The organism is Phenylobacterium sp., assembly GCF_016124325.1.
Classification (GTDB): domain Bacteria; phylum Pseudomonadota; class Alphaproteobacteria; order Caulobacterales; family Caulobacteraceae; genus Phenylobacterium.
In genome coordinates this window covers 16,902-40,121 of sequence record NZ_WGNY01000023.1, presented here as the reverse complement: position 1 = coordinate 40,121, position 23,220 = coordinate 16,902, and the positions used below count along the sequence as shown (strand labels likewise).

Below are 23,220 nucleotides of genomic sequence, written 5' to 3'. Positions count from 1 at the left end.
CGTAGCGTCAGCCGCGCGTTCCGGCGCGCGCAACCTCGCTATAACACCCGCGCGGGCGGCGGATTGCGCGGCCGAAATCCGGGCGCTCAGCCTGCTTCGCGCATGGCGGCGGCGTGTTCCTCGCGCTGGCGCCGCCAGCGGGCGCGCAGCGTGGCCGGGCGTTCGGGATAGCGCTCCTCGGTGAACTTCGCCGCCGAGATGCGGTCGGTCCGGAAGCTGCGGAAGGCCTCGCGCAGCTCGCACCAGGTGATGACCAGCCGCGTGGTCTCGAAATAGCCGATGGCGAAGGGCCACACGGTGCGGCGCGAGACGCGGCCCTGCTCGTCCTGGTAGCTGAACTCGATCTTGCGGCCGGCGCGGATGGCCTGGCGCAGCTCGGCCATGTCGACGTTGTCGGGCGTCGAGCGCCAGTTCGGGACGGCGTGGGTGGCCGGCTCCATCACCAGCGGACGCAGGTTCTCCGGGATCACCGCGCCGATCTTGGCGACGAGGTCCTGGGCGGCGCGGCGCAGCGCCGGGTCGCCGCGGGCGGCGATCATCTGGGCGCCCACCACGGCGGCCTCCACCTCCTCCGGCGTCAGCATCAGCGGCGGCAGGTCGAAGCCGTCCTCCAGGATGTAGCCCACGCCCGCCTCGCCGCGGATCGGCGCGCGCTGGCCGATCAGGTCGGCGATGTCGCGGTAGACGGTGCGCTTGGAGGTCTCCAGCTCCTCGGCGATGGCCTCGGCCGTCACCGGCCGGCGCGTGCGGCGCAGGATCTGGATGATCTGGAAGAGCCGGTCCGCGCGCCGCATTTGTTCTCGTGACAGGCTGCTGACAGAAGGCTGTCAGCAAGGGGTCGATACGGTCGTCATGTCAAGCGAAGGGACGGGACCGATGATCATTCTCTACGGCGCGGGCGAGGGTTTCGGTCTCCCCGAGATCAGCCCCTATGTCGCCAAGACCGAGGTGCAGCTGAAGATGGCGGGCCTGGCGTACGAGAAGCGCCGGGGCAGCCGCGAGGAGAGCCCCAAGGGGCAGATTCCGTTCATCGACGCGGGCGGCGTGCGGATCGCCGATTCCACCTTCATCCGCGGCTATCTGGAACGGACCTACGGCGTCGACTTCGACGAGGGCCTGTCGCCCGAGCAGCGCGCCACGGCCTGGGCCGTCGAGCGGATGGTCGAGAACCAGCTGGGCTGGGTGATGGTGGCCGAGCGCTGGCTGCGGCCGGAGAACTTCGCCAAGGGGCCGGCGCACTTCTTCGACGGCGGGCCGCCGGGGCTGCGCGAGATGGTGCTGGACCAGGTGAGGCGCAACGTCCACGCCGTGGGCGTGGGGCGGCACACCGACCTGGAGGCCGTGGCGCTGGGCGTGCGCTCGCTGGCCGCCATCGCCGCGCTCTTGGGCGACAAGCCCTATCTGTTCGGCGATCGGCCGTGCGGGGCGGACGCCACGGTCTTCGCCATGCTGTCGGCGATCCTGACGCCGTTCTTCGAGGGCGAGCTGAAGCGCCGGACCGAGGGCTTCGGCACGCTGGTCGCCTACGTCGACCGCCTGATGGCGCGGTTCTATCCGGATTTCGCCTGGGACTTGCCGGCGCCGGCGCGGGCCCCCGTGGCGGCCTGACGGCCCGCGCGTCCAGGGGCGCGCGGCGTCACGTCGCGGAGGAAATCCGCGCCGTTAACCTCACGGTTGGGAACCCTCCCTAGCTTGAAGCAAGAAGCAGGCCAGGGGACGGTTCGTTGGCGCTCAGCGCACGCTTGGAGATACGGCAGGGGCAGGGGCTCGTCATCACCCCTCAGCTGCAGCAGGCGATCAAGCTGCTGCAGATGTCGAATCTGGAACTGGAGGCCTTCGTCGAGGCCGAGCTGGAGCGCAACCCGCTCCTGCAGCGCGACGAGGACGACCAGGCGCCGGCCGAAGCGCCGGGCGACGACTCGCCGGCCCTCGACGGACCTATCGCCGACGCCGAGGCCCGCGCCGAACTGGACGCGCCGCATGACGAAGCCTCGCCGGGCGAGCACGCCACGGGCGATGCGGGCGCCGCTGACGCCGGCGGTTCGGTCGACTGGTCCAAGGCCGGCAAGGGTGGCGGCTTCGATGGCGACCGGGAGGGCCTGGAGGGCGCGCTGGCCCGCGAGGTCACCCTCTGCGAATACCTGCACGAGCAGCTCACGGCCGCCGGCCTGACGCCGGCCGAGTCCGCGATCGCCCACGTGCTGATCGATGCGGTCGACGAGGGCGGCTACCTGCGCCTCGAGACCGCCGAAGCCGCCGAGCGCCTGGGCTGTTCCGAGGCGCTGGTCGAGAAGGTGCTGGCGACCATCCAGGGGTTCGAGCCGGTGGGCGTGGCCGCCCGCGACGTGCGCGAATGCCTGATGATCCAGCTGAAGGACAAGAACCGCTACGATCCGGCGATCGCGGCGCTGCTCGACAACCTGCCGCTGCTCGCCCGCCGCGACCTGGCGGCGCTCAAGAAGGTCTGCGAGGTCGACGACGAGGACCTTCGCGACATGATCGCCGAGATCCGCGCGCTCACGCCCCGGCCCGGCGCGGCCTTCGGCGGCGAGGCGGCGACTCCGGTCGAACCCGACGTGTTCGTTCGCGAGGGGGCCGGCGGCCTGTGGCACGTGGAGCTCAACTCCGACACCCTGCCGCGCCTGCTGGTCGACCAGCGCTACCACGCCCGCGTCTCGGGCCAGGCCAGGAGCGACCAGGAGAAGACCTTCGTCTCGGACTGCCTGGCCCAGGCCAACTGGCTGATGAAGAGCCTCGACCAGCGCGCGCGGACGATCCTCAAGGTCTCCTCCGAGATCGTTCGCCAGCAGGACGCCTTCCTGGCCTATGGCGTCGAGCACCTGAGGCCGCTGAACCTGAAGACCGTCGCCGACGCCATCGGCATGCACGAATCCACCGTCAGCCGGGTGACCTCCAACAAGTACATGGCCACGCCGCGCGGCCTGTTCGAGATGAAGTTCTTCTTCACCTCGGCCATCGCCGCCACCGAGGGCGGCGAGGCCCACTCCGCCGAAAGCGTGCGCCACAAGATCCGCCAGCTGATCGACGCGGAGGCCAGCGAGGCCGACGTCCACTCCGACGACCGGATCGTGGAGATCCTCAAGGAAGCCGGTGTCGACATCGCCCGGCGCACCGTGGCCAAGTACCGCGAGGCGATGCGAATCCCCTCGTCGGTGGAGCGCCGCCGGATGCTGAAGGAACCCGCCTGAGCGCGTGGCGCTGACCGGGATCGCCCGATCGGGGGTTGGCGCGGGCCGGACGACGCGCCAGATGGAGCCTGATGTCCGAGTCTTCGCCGCAACCCCTGTCCGCCGTCCTCGCGGAGATCGCGGCTCATGACGCCCCGCGCATCTCGGTGGCCGAGCTCACCCAGAAGTTCGGCGGCCGCGCCATCGGGGCGCTGATCTTCGTCTTCGGCCTCGCCTGCTTCCTGCCGCTGCCGCCCGGGGCGACGACAATCTTCGGCGCGCCCCTGCTCCTGCTGGCGCCGCAGCTCGTCATCGGCGCCTCGGCGCCATGGCTGCCCCGGCGGGTGAAGGAGCAGACCGTCGCCACCGCAGACCTCGCCACGGGCCTGGGCCGCGCGATCGGCTGGTTGCGGCGGATCGAGGCGGTCTCCCGGCCGCGCCTATCCATCCTGTTCGGTCCGGTGGGCGAGCGGGTGATCGGCGTCGTCTGCACGGCGCTCGCCCTGGTGCTGATCCTGCCCATCCCGCTGGGCAACATGCTGCCGGCCCTGGCGGTCTCGGTGCTGAGCTTTTCGCTGATCCAGCGCGACGGCCTGATCGCGCTCGTGGGCTATGCCGTGACCGCGGCGAGCGCCACCGTCCTGGTGCTGGCGGCTCACATTGTCGTCAGAGCCCTGCAGCAGGTCTGGACCGTGCTGTCGCACGCTTGACACGATCCCGGCGCTGGCGCGTTGATCTTCCCATGCAAGTGCAAGTCACCGGCAAGCATGTCGATGTCGGGGAGGCTCTGCGATCGCGAGTCACCGACGAACTTTCCACCATCACGGCCAAGTATTTCGATCGCGGCGGCGGCGCCGACGTGGTCGTCAGTCGCGAGGGCGCCGCCTTCAGGGTCGACTGCGCCGTGACCCTGGCCTCGGGTCAGCAGCTCACCACCCAGGGCGTGGGCGGCGACGCCCACCTGGCCTTCGATGCGGCGCTGGAGAAGATGTCCAAGCGCATCCGCCGCTACAAGAACCGGCTGAAGAGCCACCACTCGCAGGCGCTGGCCAAGCAGGCCGAAAGCGCCGCCTATTTCGTCATCGCCGCGCCTGAGACCGAGGAGTCCGACGACGACGCGGACGGCGCCGGCGCCGAGTTCGGCGAGCCCATCATCATCGCCGAGACCGAGAAGCCCCTGCGTTCGATGACCGTTTCTATGGCGGTCATGGAATTGGACTTGACCGAAGCTCAAACAATCGTGTTCCGAAACGCCGCCCACGGCGGACTTTCGGTGGTATATCGCCGGCCCGACGGGAATATCGGGTGGATTGATCCGGAACGGACCAAGGTCCGTATGGAGTCCGAGGGGGCGGGGGCCGCATCGGCCCACTAGTTGCAAGGTGGCTCGTGGGTCCGCGCCCCGCGGGTCTGCGGGAATGGGATTACGTCTGCGAGACCATGAGCATCGGTGACCTGCTGGATCGCTCGGCGATCTCCTTGCGCGTGAGCGCGACCGACAAGAAGAAGGTTCTGGCCGTGATCGCCGAGATCGCGGCGCGCCACTTCGATCTTGAGGCGGGAGAAGTGCTGGATGCGCTGTTGGAGCGCGAGGCCGCCGGCTCGACCGGCGTCGGCCACGGCGTGGCGGTGCCGCATGCGCGCCTCGAGGGCCTGAGCCGCATGCGCGGCGTGTTCGTGCGTCTGGAGCAGCCGGTGGAGTTCGCCGCGGTGGACGACCAGCCGGTCGACCTGCTGTTCGCCCTGTTCGCGCCGCGCCACGCCGGCGCCGATCACCTGCGCGCGCTCGCGCGCGTCTCGCGCCTGCTGCGGCAGGGCGACCTGCGCGAGCAGCTCAGGACGGCGCGCACCGCCGACGCGGTTCACGCCCTGCTGGTGCAGGAGGGCGGCGCGGCGCTCAGGCCCTCGGCGGCCTGAGGCGCCGGATCACCGATTCGAGGGGCTTAGTGCACCGACACGGGCGCGAGCTCGTGCGCCACCGCCGCGGCCATGGCCGAATCCCGGTCGGTGAGGATGGCGAGGCGCTCGCCGTCGGCCCGGTGGACCGCGTAGAGGGTCTGCTCGGGATCCAGTTCGAAGCCCTGGATCTGGGCGGCGGGCACGCTGGCGATGATCTCGGCCGCCTTGATCGGGCGGACATAGACCAGGTTGGGGGCGCCCAGCGCCGCGAAGGCTTCCATCGAAAGAACAGGTGTCATCATGACCACCTCCATTCAACTCAACGCTTCGAAGGGCTGACGGTTCAGCTCGCCCTTCGTTTGACGAGGACCCCGGCTCATCCGGCGATCCCCCGGCCGATATTTCGGCCCGGTCTCAGCCCGCGGTCCGGATCGGGATGGTTTGCATCCGGCTTTCCGGCTCTGGCCTGGCCAGGTCGATGTGGAGCAGGCCGTGCTCCAGGGTCGCGGCGTCCACCACCATGCCGTCCGCGAGCACGAAGCTTCGGATGAAGCCTCGCGCGGCGATGCCGCGATGGAGGTAGGTCTCTTCGGGCTTGCCGCCGCCGTTCCGCTTGCCGGTGATGACAAGCTGGCGATCCTCGACCGTCACCTGCAGCTGGTCGGGCGAGAACCCGGCCACGGCCAGCGTGATCCGGAGCGCCCCGTCGCCGCGGTCTTCCACATTGTACGGCGGATAGCCTTCGGCGGCCGCCTTTGCGGCCTGTTCGGCGAGGCGGCGGGTGTTCTCGAAGCCCAGCAGGAAGGGGCTGTCGAAGATCAGACTACGGTTCATCCCAAGAGCCCTCGATAGAAGCGACTCTCCGGTCTCGCCGCCCGACATTGGCGCGGTTCGGCCGGACATACCCAATGTGGGATCGCCTTGGCCGTTCCGCAATGCAGCAGAGGCGAGCGTCAGAATTCGATATGGCCCAGCCGGCAGAGCGCCTGGCCGCCGTCGACGATCCCGAACGCGTCCAGCGGGCCCTTCGCGCGGGCCACATTGGCCGACCAGCCGGTGTCGGGCGAGGTCACCTCCGCGATGGCCGCCGGCACGTCGGGACGCGGCAGTCCGCTCTCGCCCCCGCCGGCGATCCGGTTGTCGATGTCCACGAGGATGACGCGGGGCGGCGGCGCCTTGGCCGCCGGTTCCCAGCCCCAGCCCACGACCATCACGCCGGCGGGCTCGCCCGCATAGCGGCGGGTGATCACGTCGGTGTTGCCGAGGCACGGCTTCAGCTCGCCGGGGAACAGTTCGGCGCGGCCGCGGCCGATGAGCGGGGCGGCCCACGCCGCGGGCGGCGGAACGCCCTCGGAAGTGGCCGCCGGCGGGGCCGGGGCCACATGGCGCGGCTTGGGCTGGTCGCAGGCGCAGAGCGCCAGGGCGGGAAGCACGGCGGCGAGGGCGAGGCGCGAAAGCATGGGGCGGCATCTCACCGCGCGCTCCGCCGCGGTCAAGCCGGCCCGGAAAAGGCGAAGGAAGCCCATGATTGCGCTGGCGACCTGCGGCATGGCTTGCGCGGCGGCGTCGACCCCCCGGACGCCAAGGCCGAGGCGCGGGGCGCGATCGGCGCCTGCGAACGCGCCGACGCCTGTCCGTCGAGAAAGGAACTCACGGTCAAGTTGCGGTGACGGCCGGTCGAATTCCGCGTCGGCGCAGTCGCTAAGGTTCTCACGGGGCCGCTGTCTGCGGCTGATTGGCGTGGTGGGACGAGCGGCCATGAAGGCGGGCGATGCGGGCGCGAAAAGGCAGGCGGCGTGGCTGTCGCCCGTCCGGCCCTTTGTCGACGGACAGGCCGTCCCATCGTCGGGCGAACTCGTGCTGCGACCTGTCAATCCATCGACTGGAGCGGCCCTGCGGACCGTCCCCGCCGGGGTGGCGGCCGATGCGGACCTGGCCGTGGCCTCGGCCCGCCGGACCGTGGACGGGGGCGCCTGGAGCCGCGCCGCGCCGGGCGAACGCAAGGCGGTGCTGGACCGCTGGGCCCAGCTCATCGCCGGTGACAGCGCCGCGCTCGACGCGGCGGACGCGGTGGAGATGGGCAAGCCGGTGCGGCTGGCCGCGTTCAACGCCAGAGCCGCGGCGGGATTGGTCCGGTTCAACGCCGAGGCGGTCGACAAATGCTTCGGCGCGGTCCTGCCGAGCGACCATCCCTCGACGGTGGTGCAGATGCGGATGCCTCGCGGCGTCGTGGCGGCCATCACGCCGTGGAACTTCCCGACCTACAACGCGGTGTTGAAGGTCGCCCCGGCGCTGGCGGCCGGCAACTGCGTGGTCCTCAAGCCGTCGGAACTGGCGAGCGAGTCGGCGTTTCGCCTGGCGAAGCTGGCATTGGAGGCGGGTCTGCCGCCGGGCGCCTTCAATGTCGTGCCGGGCCGGGGCGAGACGGTGGGCCGCGCGCTGGCGGAGCACATGGACGTGGACATGGTCACGTTCACCGGATCCTCCAAGGTCGGCAAGCTGATGCTGCAGGCCGCCGGCGCGTCGAACATGAAGGCCGTCCTGACCGAGTGTGGGGGGAAATCGCCGCACATCGTCTTCGACGACGGGCTGGACCTGGATCTCGTCGCGGCCAACATCGCCGCCACCCTCAGCGCCAACACGGGACAGATCTGCAGCGTCGGCTCGCGGCTGCTGGTGCAGGACACCATCGAGGAGGTCCTTACCCACAAGATCGTCGCCTGCTTGCAGGCGATCCGCCCCGGCGACCCCTTGGATCCCGAGACCACCTATGGACCGCTCGCATCCCAGGCGCAGCTGGACAGGGTGATGCGCTACCTCGACGCGGCGGACCAGGATGGCGCCGATCTGGTCCATGGCGGCGAACGCATTCTGGAGGACGCCGGCGGCTACTTCGTGCAGCCGGCCGTCTTCGTGAACGTGCCGCCGGACAGCCGGATCGCCCGCGAAGAGATCTTCGGCCCCGTCCTTGCGGTGCTGTCGTTCAAGGATGCGGACGAGGCGATCCGCCTGGCGAAGGACACGCCCTATGGCCTGGCGGCCTATGTCTGGACGAGCCGGATGGATGTGGGCTTCCAGGTCTCAAAGGCTCTGCAGACGGCGATCACTGTGGTGAATGGCCAAGCCCAGGGCACGCTGGGCGCGGGCTTCGGCTACTCGGGCGAACCTGCCGGCCTGTCAGGGCGGGGCGTGGAAGGGGGCGTGGCCGGCCTTGAGTCCTACACGCGGCGCCAGACCGTCTGGTTCAACCACGGCTAGGAGCAGGTCGTCTCTAGCCCGCCGGCCGCGGGTGGGCCGCGGCCTTCGGCTTGTAGGCTTTCGGCAGCACGCCGAACTTGCGGGTGAAGGCGCGGGTGAAGGAAGAGATTTCGGCGTAGCCCACCGTAAAGGCCGCCTCGGTCACGCCGACCTCGCCCGACTGCAGCAATTCGCGCGCGCGGATCAGGCGGGCGTCACGCCAGAAGGCCTGCACCGAGTCGCCGTAGATCGCCTTGAATCCGAGGGCCAGCTTGGTGCGATTGAGGCCCACGCGGCGCGCCAGGGTCGCCAGCGACATCCCGTTTTCGAGATCCTCCAGCATTACCTCGCGCGCCTGCGCCAGCTTCGCGAGATCCGAGGCGCTGAGCTTGACCCCGCCACGCCCTTCCGCACTGGCGGGCCTGTCCAGGGCGTGGACGAGCGTCGAGAGAATCTCCAGGCTCTTGGCGCGCATATAGGCCCGACGCACCGGTCCGCGGTAGGCGCAGGAGAAGATGTCGCTCAGAGGCGCCATCATCGCGGGGGTGAGGGGCAAGGTGTCCGAGCGAAATCCCTCATGGCGGGCCGCGCCCAGCCAACTCGCGCCCTCGGGCAGCGCGTCCTCCGGCATGTCGAGCAGGCCGGTGAAGGCGGTCGGCTGCAGATAGAGGCAGGCGTACTTCCAGGTGTCGGCGCGCCGGATCTCCCGGGAAATCATCGAGCCCTCGGGATAGCGCGAGATGATGCAGGATCGTTCAGGGGTCTCGACCGTATGCTCGGCCCCGACCCGTTCGAAGCCGCCGCCTTTGAAGCGGAACTGCAGGTGCAGCCAGTCGTCGCCGTCCACGACCTGGATGTGGCGGCTGTCCTCCGTGGGAGCGACCTCGGTGGCCAGCAGATAGGCCTCGTCCGACAGCCGCACCGCCTCATGGAAGAACAGCCCGTCGTGTTCTGACGAACGGTACTGCACGCCGTCGCCCGCCGCATAGACGCCATCGGTGGAGGCCAGCCCGCCGTAGGTCTTCGTGGGGTCGATCAGGGTGCGATAGTCGGTGACCTGCATTGAGGCGCCTTGGCGGTTCGCCGCGGCCTCACGGACCGGCGAGCGTGGATGTCACGGTCGACCATAGCCGCGCACGGGCGGACGAACAGCCGGAGATCGGTCGCAGCCCGTCGTAAAGTACCCCCGGCTGGTTTTGCCCGAACGTTCAGCCAAGCATCTGACCGTCGCATCCCTAACGTACAGCCGGGGGCGGCGCGTCACGCAGCTTTGGAGCGGCCCCTCGAGAACGAACAAGGAGGGGTTGTCATGACATTCGGAACCGGAGGCCGCGGGCGGCGCGCGGTATGGCTGGCGTCGGCGCTTGCCGGGGCCCTGGCGGTCCTGCCCGGCGTCGCGGCGGCGCAATCCGAGGCGCTGCAGGAAGTTGTCGTCACAGCCCAAAAGCGTTCGGAGAAGGTCACCGAGGTGCCGCTGTCGGTCTCGGTGGTCCAAGGAGAGGCCCTCGCCAACAAAGGCGCCACGTCGCTGACCGATTTCGCGGCCTATGTGCCGGGCCTGTCGGTGTCGAACAACGGCGCCCCCGGCATCAACGGCATCGTCATCCGCGGCCTGGCGACCAGCTACAACAACTCGTTCAACGCGCCGCTGGTGGTGACCTACATCGACGACGTCCCGACGGGGGCGTCCGCCGGCGGCTTCGGCGGGGCCCGCGGGGGGACCTATTCGCTCGACCTCATGCCATACGACGTGGGCGAGATCGAAGTCCTCCGCGGCCCGCAGGGGACGCTCTATGGCGCAGCCGCCATGGGCGGGATCCTGAAGTACACCCTGAAGCGACCGAGCCTGACCGACACCGAGTTTCGCGTCGGCGGTGACCTGGCCAAGGTGAAGGCGAGCGGTGGCGGCGATTGGGGCCTGCGCGCCAGCGCCAACGTCCCCATCCTCCAGGACAAGCTGGCCCTGAGGGCGAGCCTCTACCGCAAGGAGACGGCCGGCTACATCGACAACATCGGGATCGGGAAGAAGGACGCCAACGCCTCGAAGACCTATGGCGGCCGGGTCAGCCTGCTGTTCGCGCCGACCGACAAGCTGGACATCGAGGCGACCGCGCTGATCCAGTCCATCCGGACCGACGACAACACCGCCGTCAATCTCTTCGCGAGCAACAATGAGCCCGTGTACGGACGCTACACGCGCTCGACCAACTACGCCGAGGCCTACAAGCAGGACGCCCAGACCTTCATGCTGAAGGTCAACTGGGACCTGGATTTCGCGACGCTGACCAGTTCGACCGGCTATGCGGAGGCCAGCAACACCCTGACCCTGGACCTGTCCGGCATCGCCTATGTGCCGTCCGTCCCCACCGCGCACATCCCCTACACCTTCCGCACCGACCTGGAGAAATTCACCCAGGAAGTCCGCCTGACGTCGCCGAGCGGCGGGAAGGTCGACTGGATGGTGGGCGCCTTCTACACGACCGAGGATCCCAGCGAGTTCGACGACTTCCGGGCCTACACGGCCGCCGGCGCGCCCCTGGCGCCGCCCAACGACATCCTGCTGCTGGGCGTCACGCCCGGGTCGCAGAACAAGTACACCGAGTGGGCCCTCTTCGCGAACGGGACCTACAAGCTGACCGAGCGCTTGGATTTCAGCGCGGGGATCCGGTACGGCGAAAACCGGTCCAAGGGATGCGACCCGGGCTTCATCGGCATCTACGGCAACGGCGGCCTCTACCAGTGCCAGCAGCGGCCGTGGGACGGGGTCACCACCTGGATGGTCAACGCCCGCTACCGCTTCATGCCGGACTCGATGATCTATGCCCGCGTTGCGACGGGCTATCGGCCGGGCGGCGGTTGCGACACCTGCGGCAATCCCCTCCTGGGCGTGCCGGCGACCTACAAGCCCGACCGGCTGACCAACTACGAGCTCGGCGTGAAGGGGCTGCTTCTCGATCGCCGCCTGCAGTTCGACGTCGCGGCCTTCTACATCGCCTGGGACGACATCCAGCTGCGGGTCACCAACGCCAACGGGTTCAGCTATCCCGGCAACGGCGAGACCGCCGTCAGCAAGGGGATCGAGGCCAGCGCGGCCTATGCGCTCGACAACGGCCTGAGGATCGGCGGCTACGTCACCTACACGGACGCCAAGTTGACGGCCGACGCGACCGGCGTCGGCGGCCGCGACGGCGACCGGCTTCCGTTCTCGTCCAAGTGGGCCGCGGCCCTGACGGCGGACTATAGCCGCGAACTCAGCGGCGCGATCACCCTGCTCGCGGGGGCGGGCTACCACTACAAGGACGGCGTGGTCAGCCAGTTCCGGGGAACCGGCCAACCGTTCCCGATCGCCTCGCAGAGCGTCGTCGACGCCTACGCGGGCCTCGATTTCGGCCGCACCCAGGCTCGGCTCTACGTGAAGAACCTCTTCAACGAGCGCGCCTACACCGGCCTGACCTTCCTGACCGATCGCACCCGGCCGCTGTTCATCCCGATCCAGCCGGTGACCGTCGGCCTCTCCATCGATCACACCTTCTGAGCGCGCGCGCCCGGCGCTCGCGCCGGGCCGCGAACCGGCGGACAGGACCATGTCGAACCTGGAAACCCTGCAGGCGCATCTGGCGGCGTCGGGCTGCGACGCGGTTCTCGTCCCGTCGTCCGACGAATACCTCAGCGAGTACAGCCCGCCGCACGACCGCCGGCTCGCGTGGGCGACGGGGTTCACCGGCTCCACGGGGGCGGTGGCGGTGACGCCGACGCGGGCCGCGCTCTTCGTGGACGGACGCTACACCGAGCAGGCGGCCCGGCAGGTCGACCTGGAGCGCGTCGATGTCCGGCCGCTCACCGACGCCGCGCGGCTCGAGTGGCTGCGGGCCAACCTGCCGCCGGGCGCGCGGATCGCCATCGATCCGCGCCTGCACAGCGACCTGGAACTGCGCGGCTTGCTGCAAGGCCTCGCCCGCGCCGGCTTCGCGACCGTGCTCGACCCGCGCAATCTTGTGGACGAGGTGTGGCGAGCCGATCGTCCGGCCGCCAGCCGATCCACGATCTTCCAGTACGACGTCGCCTATGCGGGACGCACGCGCGAGGCGAAGCTCGAGGAGCTTCGTGTCCGGATGGCCGACCTCGGCCAGGACCTGACGCTGGTCTCGGATCCCGAGGACGTCGCCTGGCTGCTCAACGTGCGCACCCGCGACAGCGTGGACGCCCAGCCCGCGCGCCGTCACGTCGTGCCCATTCCCCGCTCGCGAGCGCTGGTCCCGCGCCAGGGACCCGTCCTCTGGTTCACCGAGCCGGAGCGGTTTGAAGAGGGCCTCGCCGACAAGCTGGCGGGCGTCGTGGATGTTCGTCGGCCCGACGCGTTCGCGGCGGCCTTGCGCGACGCCGCGGCCGGCCGGCGCGTCGCCGCCAACCTTCGGAAGACCTCGCACCGCGACGCGGCGCTCGTCCGGGAGGCTGGCGAACTGGTCGACGACACGGCCGTCGCCCGCTCCCGATGGATCAAGACCCCTCGCGAGATCGCTGTGGCGCGCGAAGGCCATCTGGTCGACGGCGCCGCGGTGATCCGCTTCCTGGCGTGGCTGGTGGCGGAGGTGGCCGCGGGGCGCCCGGTGTCGGAGCTCGAGGCCGATGAGCGGGTGACCGTACTTCGGGAACAGGACCCGCGCTACCTGGGCCTCTCGATGAGCAACCATTCGGCCAGCGGGCCGAGCGGGGCGCTCCCGCATTATGTGGCGACGCAAGCCTCCAACCGGCTGATCAACGACCATCCGATCTTCTGGATGGACACGGGCGGCCAGTATCTCGGCTGCTCCACGGACAACACGGTCTGCTTCGCCATGGGCGCCCCGGACGCGCGCCATGTCGAGGCCCACACCCTGGTGGTGAAGGGGTGGATGGCGATGGCCCGGGCGACCTTCCCGGATGGGATCCATTCGACCCAGATCGACACCTTCGCGCGCCAGTTCCTGTGGAGCCGCGGGATGGATTTCGGCCACGGCACGGGCCACGGCGTCGGGAACCTCATGAACATCCACGAGGGGCCGTACATTCGAAAGGAGATCCACCATCCCCTGGTCGCGCCCATGGCGGAGGGGATGATCGTGTCGAACGAGCCGGGCTACTACGCGCCGGGCGACTTCGGCGTGCGGGTCGAGAGCCACCTGCTCACGATCCGGTCCCGCCATCCGGGCTTCCTGGAATTCGAGACGATCTCGAAACTCCCCATCGACCCGGCGCTGATCGGCGAAGGCCTGCTGGAGGCTGACGAGGCGGCCTGGCTGGCGGCCTATCACCGCGATCTCGTGGCGGCGTATGCGCCGCGCCTGGAGGCGACGCCGCTCGCCTGGCTGCAGGGCCTCGCTGACGCCTTCGCGGCGATGGCGTCGCGGCGCGCGGCGCGATGACGGCCCCCGCCGCCCCAGTGAAGCCTCCGGGCCCCGCCTCGCCGGCGTTCGTGCTGGGCGCCCTGGCCGTGATGGCGCTGTCGGTCGCCAGCCACGCGAACGTGACCCTGAAGCCGCTGCTGATCAGCACCTATGTGACGTTCCTGGGCGTGGGCCGCTCCGGGGCGGGCTACATTGTGGGCGCCGAGGCCACCGCGACGGCCCTCGCCATCGTGACCGTCGTCAGCCTGCTGCACCGTCTCGGCCGACGCCGCACCCTGTTCGTCGCCGCCTTTCTGATCGTCCTCGGCAACCTGCTTTCGATGCTGGCGCATACGCCCTACGAGATCGCCGCGGCGCGCGCCGTCGCCGGGGTCGGGCACGGCGCCGCCCAGGCCGTCTGCGCGGCGGTGATCGCGGGGTTCGTCAGCGCCGAGCGCGTGAGCGCGCTGGTCTCGGTGACGGTGGCCCTCGCGGGCATGGGCCTGATGTTCGCCGTCCCGGCGGCGCAGGGCGCGGTCGGCGCCTGGCCGCTCTTCGCGAGCATGGCGGGGCTCATGGCCCTGCCGTTGGCCATGCTGCGATGGATCCCGGGGGCAGGGGCCGCGGCGCCGGCGCGAACGGCGGCGGCCGCTCGGATCGCCCGCCCCGGATTGGTGGCCCTGAGCCTGGGCGCGGCGTTCTTCTTCTATCTGAGCGTCGGGAGCTTCTGGCCCTACGCGACGGAGTTTGGAATGCAGTCCGGACTGGCCTATCCGGCCGCGTCCGCCGCGGCGGCGCTCGCGTACCTGGCCGCGGTGGTCGGATCGACCGGCGTGATGGTCCTGGGCCATCGCATCCCGAAGTCGTTCGGCGTCGGCGGCGCCATCCTCGGCGCCATGGCGTCATTGGGCCTGCTGCAGGGCGGCGGCGGGACGCAGGCGGTCTTCATGGCCGCCTGCGTCGGCTTCATGTTCTGCTGGGGCGTGTTCTATCCCCTGTTCATGGGCTTCCTGTCGGAGCTGGATCGCAGCGGTCGGGCCAACGGCTATTTCTTCACCCTGGCCATGGCGTCCTTCGCTCTGGGGCCCACCCTCGGCGGCGCCGTGATCGACCTGGCCGGCGGTGCGCACGGCGATCTGTCGAACCTGCTCTGGATGAGCCTCGTCTGCCAGCTGCCCGCCCTGGGGATCGTCTACGCGATGTCGGCGTTCCGCCGCGGCGGGGGCGCGGGCGAGATTCCCGCGGCGGCCTGAATATCGGACACCGGGTGAGAACGGCCGGACAAAACCCAGGGACGGCGGGGCGCGCATCCGAGGGGCGCGAGGGGGCAGGGTGCGATCGGTGGCGGGCAAACCGCGTCCGTCGCCGCGGGGCGCCTGACCGACGATCCTCCCCCTTCGGTCCGGCGCCCGCTTCTTCCCGCGGACGGAGCCCTGTCGCGTGACCGCGCAACCCGAGCACCTCGGCCCTGACGAACTGCGCGCCTACCTCGCGGCGTTCGCGGACGACTTCAACGCTCGACGGTCCGACCGCATGGCGCAACACTATGCCGCCGACTTCACCGCGGTGGTCGATGGCGAGTTCGTGGATCGCGCCGGGTATCTCGCCTCGATCGACCAGTTGATCGCGGCCGGCTACGCGGGCATCGGCTTTGCGATCCACATGTTCCGGGTGCTGTCGCCCGGCCATGTGCTGGCGGACGGCACGACCACCCTGCGAAGCCCCGTGGGAGAACCGTTGACCTCACGCTTCTCCATCCTCTGCGAACGGGCCGGGGGACGCCTGCGCTTCGCGTACACCCACTCGTCGACGCCTCGCGGCGCGCCGGCGATCGAGCGGGGGGCGGAATGAGCGGAACGGTCCACTTCGACGATGTGATCATCGGCGGCGGGTCGGCTGGTTGCGCCGCCGCCTACGGCCTGGCGACGCGCACCGCCCGGCGCGTCCTCCTGGTCGAAGCGGGGCCCGACAGGCGCACCGTCGAGACGCGGTTGCCGGCGCTGGTTCGCGCCGCGGTGGGGCGGTTCGACTGGGGCTACGTCTCGGAGCCGGACGCCAGCCGCGCGGCGCGCCGGGAATCGTGGGCGCGCGGGCGAATCCTGGGTGGCTCCAGCAGCGTCAACGGCATGATGTTCGTGCGAGGGGCCCCGGCGGACTACGACCGCTGGGCGAGCCTGCAGAACGCGGGCTGGAGCTGGGCCGAGGTTGCGCCCCTGTTCCGCGAGCTCGAGTCCAGTGATCGGCCGGGCCCGGCGCGGGGTCACTCCGGGCCGCTGTCGGTCCGGACGGTCGGCCGGCCGCACCGCCTGACCCAGGCCTTCCTGGACGCCAGCGCCGCGGCGGGCTTTCCGGCGAACCTCGACTACAACGGGCCGAGCCAGGCCGGCTTTGGCCTCGCGCAGCTCTCCCAGCGGCGCGGCCTGCGCTGTAGCGCCGCCGACGCGTTCGTGAGCCAGATCCGCGCCCGTCCCAACCTCACCATCTGGTCGGATTGCGACGTCGACCGGCTCGTGTTCGAGGGCGGCGTCGCCCGCGAAGCCCTTTGCCGCCGCCATGGGCGCGAGGTGGCGGTCACGGCCGACCGGTTCGTCGTCAGCGCCGGCGCCGTCGGCACGCCGAAGCTGCTCATGCTGTCGGGGGTGGGGGATCCATCCGCCCTGGCCGACCTGGGCATCCCGCTCGCGATCGAGGCGCCGCAGGTGGGGCGGAACATGCGCGAGCATCCGCTGGTGCGGCTGGTGTTCGAGACCAATGTCCGGTCCCGCAACCTCACCGGCGGCCCGCTCCAGCAGCTCGGCGAAGCCGCCGATTTCGCCCTGCGCCGGGAAGGCATGCTGGCCAGCGTGTTCGAGGCGGCCGGGTTCGTGAAGAGCGACGAGCGGCTGGCCCATCCCGACATCCAGTACCACTTCCTGCCGCTGGGAATCCTCGACCCGACGCTCCACGCGGACGCCGTGCTCAAGGTTCCGTCGGTGACGCTCTACGCCAACCTCAGCCATCCCCAGGGCAAAGGGCGGCTGGAGTTGGCCTCAAGCGATCCGACAGCCCCGCCCCGCCTGTTCCCGAACCTGCTCGGCGGCGGCCAGGCGGACATCGAGGCCCTGGTCTCCGCCATTCGCATCGCGCGACGCATCATGGAGACGCCGCCCATCAAGGAACTGGTGAAGCGCGAAGTGGCGCCCGGGCCGGAGATCGCGTCGGATGCGGACCTCGCCGAGTACGTGCGCCATCACACGGAGATCGCCTACCACATCGCCGGCACGTGCCGGATGGGCAGCGACCCGGACGCCGTGGTCGCGCCGGACCTGAAGCTCAACGGCGCCCGGAACGTCTGGGTCGCGGATGCCTCGATCTTCCCGGACCTGATCAGCGGCAACACCAATGCGGCCTGCATGATGATCGGCCTCAAGCTCGGGCGCGCCCTGGCCGGATCGGCGGCCAACGCCGTGGCGGCATGAGCGCGATGGCGTCGGCCGGGGCGCGCCTGCGTACGCTCTACGAGGCGGAATGGGCCTGGCGGCTCGACCAGTTCGCGGACGTCACGGGCCTGGACGTGGGCGTCGATCCGGACCGGCCGCTCTATGCGAAGCTGCCCGACGCCAGTTCCGCGGCCCAGGCCGCGCGCCTGGCCTATTGGCGGCGGGTCGCGGACGATCTCGACCACATTGATCCCGACGAACTGAGCGGGCGCGACCGGCTCGACTATCGGGTCTATCGCGACCAGATCGCCGCCCTCCTGGAGCGCCAGGTCTGGCGGGACTTCGAGGCGCCGCTGAACGCCGACAGCGCCTTCTGGAGCGAGACCGCGGCCATTGCGCGGCGTCCCATGCGCCAGGCGGGGGACCACGAGCGCTGGATCGCCCAGATGCGCGACCTGCCGCGCTACTTCGGCGAGATGACCGAACAGATGCGGGCCGGCCTGCGTCGCGGCTTCACGCCGCCGCGCGTGACCCTGGACGGGCGCGAGAGCGCGATCCGCGCGGTGGCCGAGGCGCCGCCCGAGGCCTCGGTCTACTTCACCCCCTTTCGCGCCGCCCCGGTCACCGACGCGCTTCGCGGGGAGGCCCTGTCGGTGATCGCCAAGGCGGTCGCGCCGGCCCACCGCGAACTGCTGAGGTTCTTCGAAGAGGAATACCGCCCCGGCTGCCGCGAGACCCTCGCCGCCGCCGACCTGCCGGAAGGCCGCGCCTACTATCTGTCCAAGGTCCGCGAGCACACCACCGAGGATCGCTCGCCCGAGGACATCCACGCCTTTGGACGGTCCGAGGTCGCCCGGCTGAGGACGCAGATGTCCGACGCGATGGCCGAGACCGGGCGCCCCGGCTCGCTCGCGGCCTTCGCCGCGTTTCTGCGCGCCGACCCGCAATTCTATGCGCGGAGCGGCGAGGAGCTGCTGATGCGGGCCGCCTGGATCGCGAAGTCGTTCGACGCGGTGGCCGCCGGCTACTTCGGCAAGCTGCCGCGCGCCCGGTTCGCGATCCGCCCGGTGCCGGCGGAGATCGCGCCCTACTACACGGCCGGTCGGGGCGGGCCGGGCGTCTATCTGCTCAACACCTACCGCCCCGAGACGCGGCCGCTCTACAGTCTCCCGGCGCTGACCCTGCACGAATCCGCGCCGGGGCACGCGTTTCAGATCGCCTTGGCCATGGAGGACGAGGCCCTGCCGGCCTTCCGGCGGCAGACCTACCTGCCGGCCTATGCGGAAGGCTGGGCGCTGTATTGCGAACACCTTGGCCTGGAGATGGGGCTCTACGCCACGCCCTACGAACGGTTTGGAATGCTCGCCTACCAGGTCTGGCGCGCGGCCCGGCTGGTGGTGGACACGGGGGTCCACTGGCTGGGCTGGGGCCGCGACGAGGCGATCGCCTACCTCGCGGACAACACCACCCTGCCGCGTCACGAGATCGTCTCCGAGGTCGACCGCTACATCTCCTGGCCGGGGCAGGCGCTGTCGTACTATCTCGGCGAGGCCTGCATCCGCGACTGTCGCCATCGCGCGGAGGTCGCGCTGGGGTCGCGGTTCGATATTCGCGGCTTCCACGACATGGTCCTGGCCCTGGGTTCGGTCCCGCTCGCGGTCGTGCGCGAGGCGACCGACCACTTCATCTCCGCCCACGCCCCTTCCGCCCCTTAGGGCGGCCAACCCGTTCTGGAGTTCGACCTGTGAACGCCCACACGCCGTCGCGTCCGCTTCCGGTCGCCGTCCTGGACAACCTGATCGAGGGGCGCGCCACGCCGTCCGCCGGGGGTGGCCGCCGCACGGTGGTCAGCGCCTACGACGGGCGCACCGTTTGCGACCTGCCCGCGGGCGATCCGCGGGACGTGGACGCCGCGGTCGCCTCGGCCCTGGCGGCGTTCGAGGACGGGCGCTGGTCGCGCCGCCCGCCGTCTTGGCGCAAGGCCTGCCTGCTCCGCTGGGCCGACGCCGTCCAGCAGCATGCCGCGGAGCTGGACCTGCTGGACGCCGCCGACATGGGCAAGCCGGTCTCCGTGGGGGCCTACTCGGCGCGGTCCGCGGCCGACCTGATCCGCTTCAACGCCGAGGCGATCGACAAGGTGTTCGGCGAGACCCTGCCCAGCGCCGACCTCAGCCTGGTCCTGCAACGCTGGACGCCGCGAGGCGTGGTGGCGGCCATCACGCCGTGGAACTTCCCGGTGTTCAACGTCGCGCTGAAGGTCGCGCCGGCCCTCGCGGCCGGGAACACGGTGGTGCTCAAGCCGTCGGAACTGTCTCCGCGCTCGGCGCAGACCCTCGCCGCGCTGGCGTTGGACGCCGGAGTTCCGCCCGGCGTGTTCAACGTGGTGCAGGGGGACGGCGAGGTGGTCGGCCAGGCGCTGAGCCGCCACCCGGATGTCGCCATGACCGCCTTCACCGGGTCCACGGAGGTCGGCCGGCTGGTCCTGACCTCCGCCGCGCAATCCAATCTGCGGCCGGTGGTCGCCGAGTGCGGCGGCAAGTCCCCGCATGTGGTGGTGGACGACGGCGTCGACCTCGCCGCGGTCGCCGCCCGGATCGCCGGCGCCCTGGTCACCAACCAGGGTCAGATCTGCAGCGTCGGCTCGCGGCTGATCGTGCAGGCGTCGGCGGCCGAACGCCTGGTCGACGAGATCCTCGTCCATTTCGAGGCGCTGGTCCCTGGCGACCCATGCGACCCCGGCACCACATTCGGGCCCCTATGCTCGGCGACCCAACGCGATCGGGTCGCAGCCTTCATCGACGGCGCACGGGAGAGCGGCGCGCGGGTGATCGAGGGCGGCCCGCCGACGCCGGGCGGCGCCTTCGTGCGCCCCGTGATCGTCTTCCCCCGCTCCACGGCCGACGTCATCTGGCGCGAGGAGGTGTTCGGGCCGGTGCTGAGCGTGATGACGTTCGACGACATCGACGAGGCGATCGGCCTCGCCAACAGCACGGCCTATGGATTGCTGGCCTACGTCTGGAGCAAGGACCTGGTCACCGGCATGCGGCTGGCGGACGGGATCCGTTCCTCCGTCGTGCTGAACGCCGCGCCGCCCGCCGGCGAGGGGCCCGGCCACGGGTTCTCGTCGGAGCCCGTCGCGGCCTCGGGCCTCGGGGTCGAAGGCGGGGTCGAGGGCCTCAAGAGCTACCTGCGACGCCAGACCGTGTGGATCAACTACTAGCCGGAGCCCCGCAGATGACGAGGACCCTGTTGCGCAACGCCCGCATATTCGACGGCGTCAACGATCGTCTCAGCGCGCCCCGGGGCCTGCTGATCGACGGCGACCGCATCGCCGCGCTGGTGGCGGAGGACGACGTTCCGGCGGCGGACACGGTGATCGATCTCGAAGGCCGTACGGTCATGCCGGGACTGATCGACGCCCACTTCCATGCCTATGCGTCGAGCGCCGACCTCGTGGCGCTGGAGCGGATGCCTCCGACCTACGTGGCCCAGACCGCCCGGCCCATCCTCGAAGGCGCCCTGGCCCGGGGCTTCACGACGCTTCGCGACGTGGGCGGGGCCGACTACGGCATGTGGCGCGCGCTTGAAGAGGGCCTGATCCAGGGCCCGCGCCTCTTCTATTGCGGGCGGGCGTTCAGCCAGACGGGCGGCCATGGCGATCCGCGCCCGCCGCACGAGGACGAGCATGTGTGCGGCTGCGCCGGCCATGGCCTGATCGCCGAGCGCGTGGACGGGGTCGACGCGATCCGGCGCGCCGCGCGCGAGTCGCTGCGCAAGGGCGCGCATCACCTGAAGATCTTCGTCTCGGGCGGCATCGCCTCGCCGAGCGATCCCATCTGGATGGTGCAGTTCGCCGAGGACGAGATCCTCGCCGTCGTGGAGGAGGCGCGCCGCCGGCGCGTCTATGTCGCCGCCCACGCCTACACCGCCGAGACGATCTCGCGCGCGGTGCGACTGGGCGTGCGGACGATCGAGCACGGGAACCTGATCGATCGCGAGGCCGCGCAGGTCGTGGCCGCCGCGGGCGCCTATGTGGTGCCGACGCTCGCGACCTATGAAGCCTTCCGTCGCAGTGGCCGCGAGGATGGCGCGCCGCCCCACCTGATGGCCAAGCTGGACGAGGTGTATGGCCAGGGCCTGGACGCGGTCCGCATCTGCCGCGAGGCGGGCGTCAAGCTCGGCTTCGGCACCGATCTCCTTGGCCCGATGCACCGCCATCAACGTGACGAGTTCCGACTGCGCGGACAGGTGGAGACCCCGTTCCAGGTCCTGAACTCGGCCACCGCCGTCAACGCCGAGATCCTCGGCATGGCCGGCCAGCTCGGGACCGTGGCCCCGGGCGCCTTCGCCGACCTCCTCGTGATCGACGGCGACCCGCTGGCCGACCTCAGTCTCCTGTTCGAGGCGTCCGAAGCCCTTCATTCCGTCTGGAAGGCCGGCCGTCGCGTCCATTGACGCGCCACGCCCTCCTCGCGTGCGCTGACAGGCCGGTCAGCTCAGGATCCGCACACCGGACCGAACAACCAGCTTTCCACCGTCACCCTGGACCGTGCGGCCAAGTCCGGGCCGCGGGTTCAGGGCATGGCGGCCTTTCGATCGTAGGCCTCGCGCGCGGCCTCGATGACCGGGCGGCGCTCCGCGGCCCAGGTCGCCAGGGCGTGCACCGGAACAAGCACGTCGCGGCCGAGCTCCGTCAAAGCGTAGTCGACACGGGGCGGGATGGTCGGCGTGACGGTCCGTGTGAGGTAGCCGTCTCGTTCAAGGCCTCGGAGCGTCGCCGTCAGCATCTTTTGCGAGATTGTGCCGATCTCCCGCCGCAGCTCGCTGAAACGCATGCCCCCGTCGGCGAGCATCACAATGATCAGGACAGACCATTTGTCGCCTATTCGCGCGAGCACTTCGCCCAGCGACCGGCATTCATGGGCGGCGAGGTTGAGGTTACCTAGTCTCATCAAAGTGCCTTCTTGAACGGTCGATCCGCCCTCAGCATATGGCTCGGTATCCAATGGATACCAAGTCGCGGGCCGAATGAAGGGGGCTGATCGATGACCAGGACGAACGGCGATGAGGTGCTTGTCACAGGCGGCTCGGGCTATCTTGCGGGCTGGATCATCGCCGCCTTGCTCAGGCAGGGCTCACGTGTCCGCACGACGGTCCGCAGCCTGGCCCGGGAAGGCGAGGTGAGGGCGGCGATCGCCGCGCATGTCGATCCGGGGGACCGCCTTTCGTTCTTCGAAGCCGACCTCCTGAAGGATGAAGGGTGGGAGCGCGCCGCCGCAGGCTGCCGCCACGTCCTGCACGTCGCCTCGCCCATGCCGGTGCGGGAGTATGCGCGTCAGGACCTCGTCCGGCCGGCGAGGGAAGGCGTGCTGCGCGTCCTGAAGGCCGCCTCCGGCGCCGGCGTCGATCGCGTGGTCATGACCTCTTCGCTGAATGCGGCCATGCCGCGCGCCGGCTCCTCAAGCGCCGTCGCCGACGAGGAGACCTGGACGGACCTGTCGGACAGGAAGGTGAGCAACTATACGCGCTCGAAGACGCTCGCCGAACAGGACGCCTGGGCCTATGCGCGCTCCCTGGGCGGGCCGATGGAGCTCGTCACCGTGCTGCCCGCCTTCATTCAAGGCCCGGTGTTCTCGAAGGATGTATCCGGCTCGCTCGAATTGGTGGCGCGTCTGCTGAAGGGCGAAGTCTCGGCCCTTCCACAGGTGGGGTTCTCCATCGTCGACATCCGGGATCTCGTGGATCTTCATCTAAGCGCCCTCACCAGTCCCGCCGCGAAGGGACAGCGCTTCATCGCGGCGAGCGACTTTCTCTGGATGTCCGAGATCGCCCAGCTCCTTCGCGACCGCTTTGGCGCGGACGCCGCCAAGGTGCCCGTCCGCAGGGCGCCCGATCTGATGGTCCGGTTTGCGGCCCGGTTCGACCCTTCGCTTCGGGAAATCGCCTCGAACCTGGGCAAGCGACGGGAATGCAGCGCCGAGAAGGCGAAGCGCTTGCTCGCCTGGCGCGCGCGGCCGGCCGCCGAGTCCATCATCGATGGCGCCCGGAGCATGATCGAAGCCCGCCTCGCGTGACCCATCGGACCCTCGCGGCGGGCGTCCGTGATCGCCCATC

At 70.3% G+C, this 23,220-nt stretch carries 21 protein-coding genes; 15 read left to right on the top strand and 6 right to left on the bottom strand.

Annotated features, from left to right (window positions below; translation table 11 throughout):
* Positions 1-86: 86 nt before the first annotated feature.
* Entirely contained in the window at positions 87-794 is a 708-nt protein-coding gene (locus tag GC203_RS14395) for a YafY family protein (protein WP_293455705.1), read from the bottom strand.
* Positions 795-876: 82 nt separating this feature from the next.
* Here GC203_RS14395 and GC203_RS14390 point away from each other — a divergent pair, with 82 nt between their 5' ends.
* The 5 genes from GC203_RS14390 (at position 877) to ptsN (ending at position 5,105) form a co-directional block, all read left to right on the top strand.
* Complete coding sequence (locus tag GC203_RS14390) at positions 877-1,608, top strand: glutathione S-transferase family protein (protein WP_293455704.1); 732 nt, start codon at positions 877-879, stop codon at positions 1,606-1,608.
* 116 nt (positions 1,609-1,724) lie between these two features.
* Positions 1,725-3,209 (top strand): RNA polymerase factor sigma-54, encoded by a 1,485-nt coding sequence (gene rpoN / locus GC203_RS14385; protein WP_293455702.1) that lies wholly within the window; start codon positions 1,725-1,727, stop codon positions 3,207-3,209.
* Positions 3,210-3,280: 71 nt separating this feature from the next.
* A complete protein-coding gene (locus GC203_RS14380; RefSeq protein WP_293455699.1) occupies positions 3,281-3,898 on the top strand; it encodes an exopolysaccharide biosynthesis protein in 618 nt (205 codons plus the stop codon).
* A 32-nt stretch (positions 3,899-3,930) separates the two neighbouring features.
* Complete coding sequence (raiA, locus tag GC203_RS14375) at positions 3,931-4,563, top strand: ribosome-associated translation inhibitor RaiA (protein WP_293455697.1); 633 nt, start codon at positions 3,931-3,933, stop codon at positions 4,561-4,563.
* A gap of 65 nt (positions 4,564-4,628) precedes the next feature.
* The gene (gene ptsN / locus GC203_RS14370) at positions 4,629-5,105 is read left to right on the top strand and encodes a PTS IIA-like nitrogen regulatory protein PtsN (RefSeq protein WP_293455694.1); all 477 of its coding nucleotides are present in this window, start codon (positions 4,629-4,631) and stop codon (positions 5,103-5,105) included.
* A 26-nt stretch (positions 5,106-5,131) separates the two neighbouring features.
* On the opposite strand, the gene GC203_RS14365 is transcribed toward ptsN, so the two are convergent.
* The 3 genes from GC203_RS14365 to GC203_RS14355 all read right to left on the bottom strand — a co-directional run bounded on the left by GC203_RS14365 (position 5,132) and on the right by GC203_RS14355 (position 6,547).
* The gene (locus GC203_RS14365) at positions 5,132-5,386 is read right to left on the bottom strand and encodes a DUF1150 domain-containing protein (RefSeq protein ID WP_293455870.1); all 255 of its coding nucleotides are present in this window, start codon (positions 5,384-5,386) and stop codon (positions 5,132-5,134) included.
* A 115-nt stretch (positions 5,387-5,501) separates the two neighbouring features.
* A complete protein-coding gene (locus tag GC203_RS14360) occupies positions 5,502-5,921 on the bottom strand; it encodes an Hsp20 family protein (protein WP_293455692.1) in 420 nt (139 codons plus the stop codon).
* A 119-nt stretch (positions 5,922-6,040) separates the two neighbouring features.
* Positions 6,041-6,547, bottom strand: a complete 507-nt coding sequence (locus tag GC203_RS14355; RefSeq protein ID WP_293455689.1) for a hypothetical protein — start codon at positions 6,545-6,547, stop codon at positions 6,041-6,043.
* A 397-nt stretch (positions 6,548-6,944) separates the two neighbouring features.
* Here GC203_RS14355 and GC203_RS14350 point away from each other — a divergent pair, with 397 nt between their 5' ends.
* Positions 6,945-8,345 carry an aldehyde dehydrogenase family protein gene (locus tag GC203_RS14350; protein ID WP_293455686.1) on the top strand — a complete coding sequence of 467 codons (1,401 nt, stop codon included), beginning with the start codon at positions 6,945-6,947 and terminating at the stop codon, positions 8,343-8,345.
* A 13-nt stretch (positions 8,346-8,358) separates the two neighbouring features.
* Here GC203_RS14350 and GC203_RS14345 read toward each other — a convergent pair whose 3' ends face one another.
* Positions 8,359-9,387, bottom strand: coding sequence for an AraC family transcriptional regulator (locus tag GC203_RS14345; protein ID WP_293455683.1), 1,029 nt, complete (start codon positions 9,385-9,387; stop codon positions 8,359-8,361).
* Between the two features lie 246 nt (positions 9,388-9,633).
* Between GC203_RS14345 and GC203_RS14340 the strand changes: the two genes are divergently transcribed.
* The 8 genes from GC203_RS14340 (at position 9,634) to GC203_RS14305 (ending at position 21,561) form a co-directional block, all read left to right on the top strand.
* Positions 9,634-11,859, top strand: coding sequence for a TonB-dependent receptor (locus GC203_RS14340; protein WP_293455680.1), 2,226 nt, complete (start codon positions 9,634-9,636; stop codon positions 11,857-11,859).
* A gap of 49 nt (positions 11,860-11,908) precedes the next feature.
* Positions 11,909-13,726, top strand: a complete 1,818-nt coding sequence (locus GC203_RS14335; RefSeq protein WP_293455677.1) for a M24 family metallopeptidase — start codon at positions 11,909-11,911, stop codon at positions 13,724-13,726.
* Positions 13,723-14,940 (top strand): MFS transporter, encoded by a 1,218-nt coding sequence (locus GC203_RS14330; RefSeq protein WP_293455675.1) that lies wholly within the window; start codon positions 13,723-13,725, stop codon positions 14,938-14,940. Before GC203_RS14335 ends, GC203_RS14330 begins: the two co-directional genes overlap by 4 nt.
* A 187-nt stretch (positions 14,941-15,127) precedes the next feature.
* A complete protein-coding gene (locus GC203_RS14325) occupies positions 15,128-15,538 on the top strand; it encodes a hypothetical protein (protein WP_293455673.1) in 411 nt (136 codons plus the stop codon).
* Positions 15,535-17,145, top strand: coding sequence for a GMC family oxidoreductase N-terminal domain-containing protein (locus GC203_RS14320; protein ID WP_293455672.1), 1,611 nt, complete (start codon positions 15,535-15,537; stop codon positions 17,143-17,145). The genes GC203_RS14325 and GC203_RS14320 overlap by 4 nt, the downstream gene beginning before the upstream one ends.
* On the top strand, positions 17,142-18,821 hold the full coding sequence (locus GC203_RS14315; RefSeq protein ID WP_293455670.1) for a DUF885 family protein: 1,680 nt from the start codon (positions 17,142-17,144) through the stop codon (positions 18,819-18,821). Before GC203_RS14320 ends, GC203_RS14315 begins: the two co-directional genes overlap by 4 nt.
* Before the next feature lie 29 nt (positions 18,822-18,850).
* A complete protein-coding gene (locus GC203_RS14310) occupies positions 18,851-20,326 on the top strand; it encodes an aldehyde dehydrogenase family protein (RefSeq protein WP_293455668.1) in 1,476 nt (491 codons plus the stop codon).
* Between the two features lie 14 nt (positions 20,327-20,340).
* Positions 20,341-21,561, top strand: a complete 1,221-nt coding sequence (locus tag GC203_RS14305) for an amidohydrolase family protein (RefSeq protein ID WP_293455666.1) — start codon at positions 20,341-20,343, stop codon at positions 21,559-21,561.
* A 119-nt stretch (positions 21,562-21,680) separates the two neighbouring features.
* On the opposite strand, the gene GC203_RS14300 is transcribed toward GC203_RS14305, so the two are convergent.
* Positions 21,681-22,058 (bottom strand): helix-turn-helix domain-containing protein, encoded by a 378-nt coding sequence (locus tag GC203_RS14300; RefSeq protein WP_293455663.1) that lies wholly within the window; start codon positions 22,056-22,058, stop codon positions 21,681-21,683.
* 93 nt (positions 22,059-22,151) lie between these two features.
* Here GC203_RS14300 and GC203_RS14295 point away from each other — a divergent pair, with 93 nt between their 5' ends.
* Positions 22,152-23,180 (top strand): aldehyde reductase, encoded by a 1,029-nt coding sequence (locus GC203_RS14295; protein WP_293455660.1) that lies wholly within the window; start codon positions 22,152-22,154, stop codon positions 23,178-23,180.
* Positions 23,181-23,220: the final 40 nt, after the last annotated feature.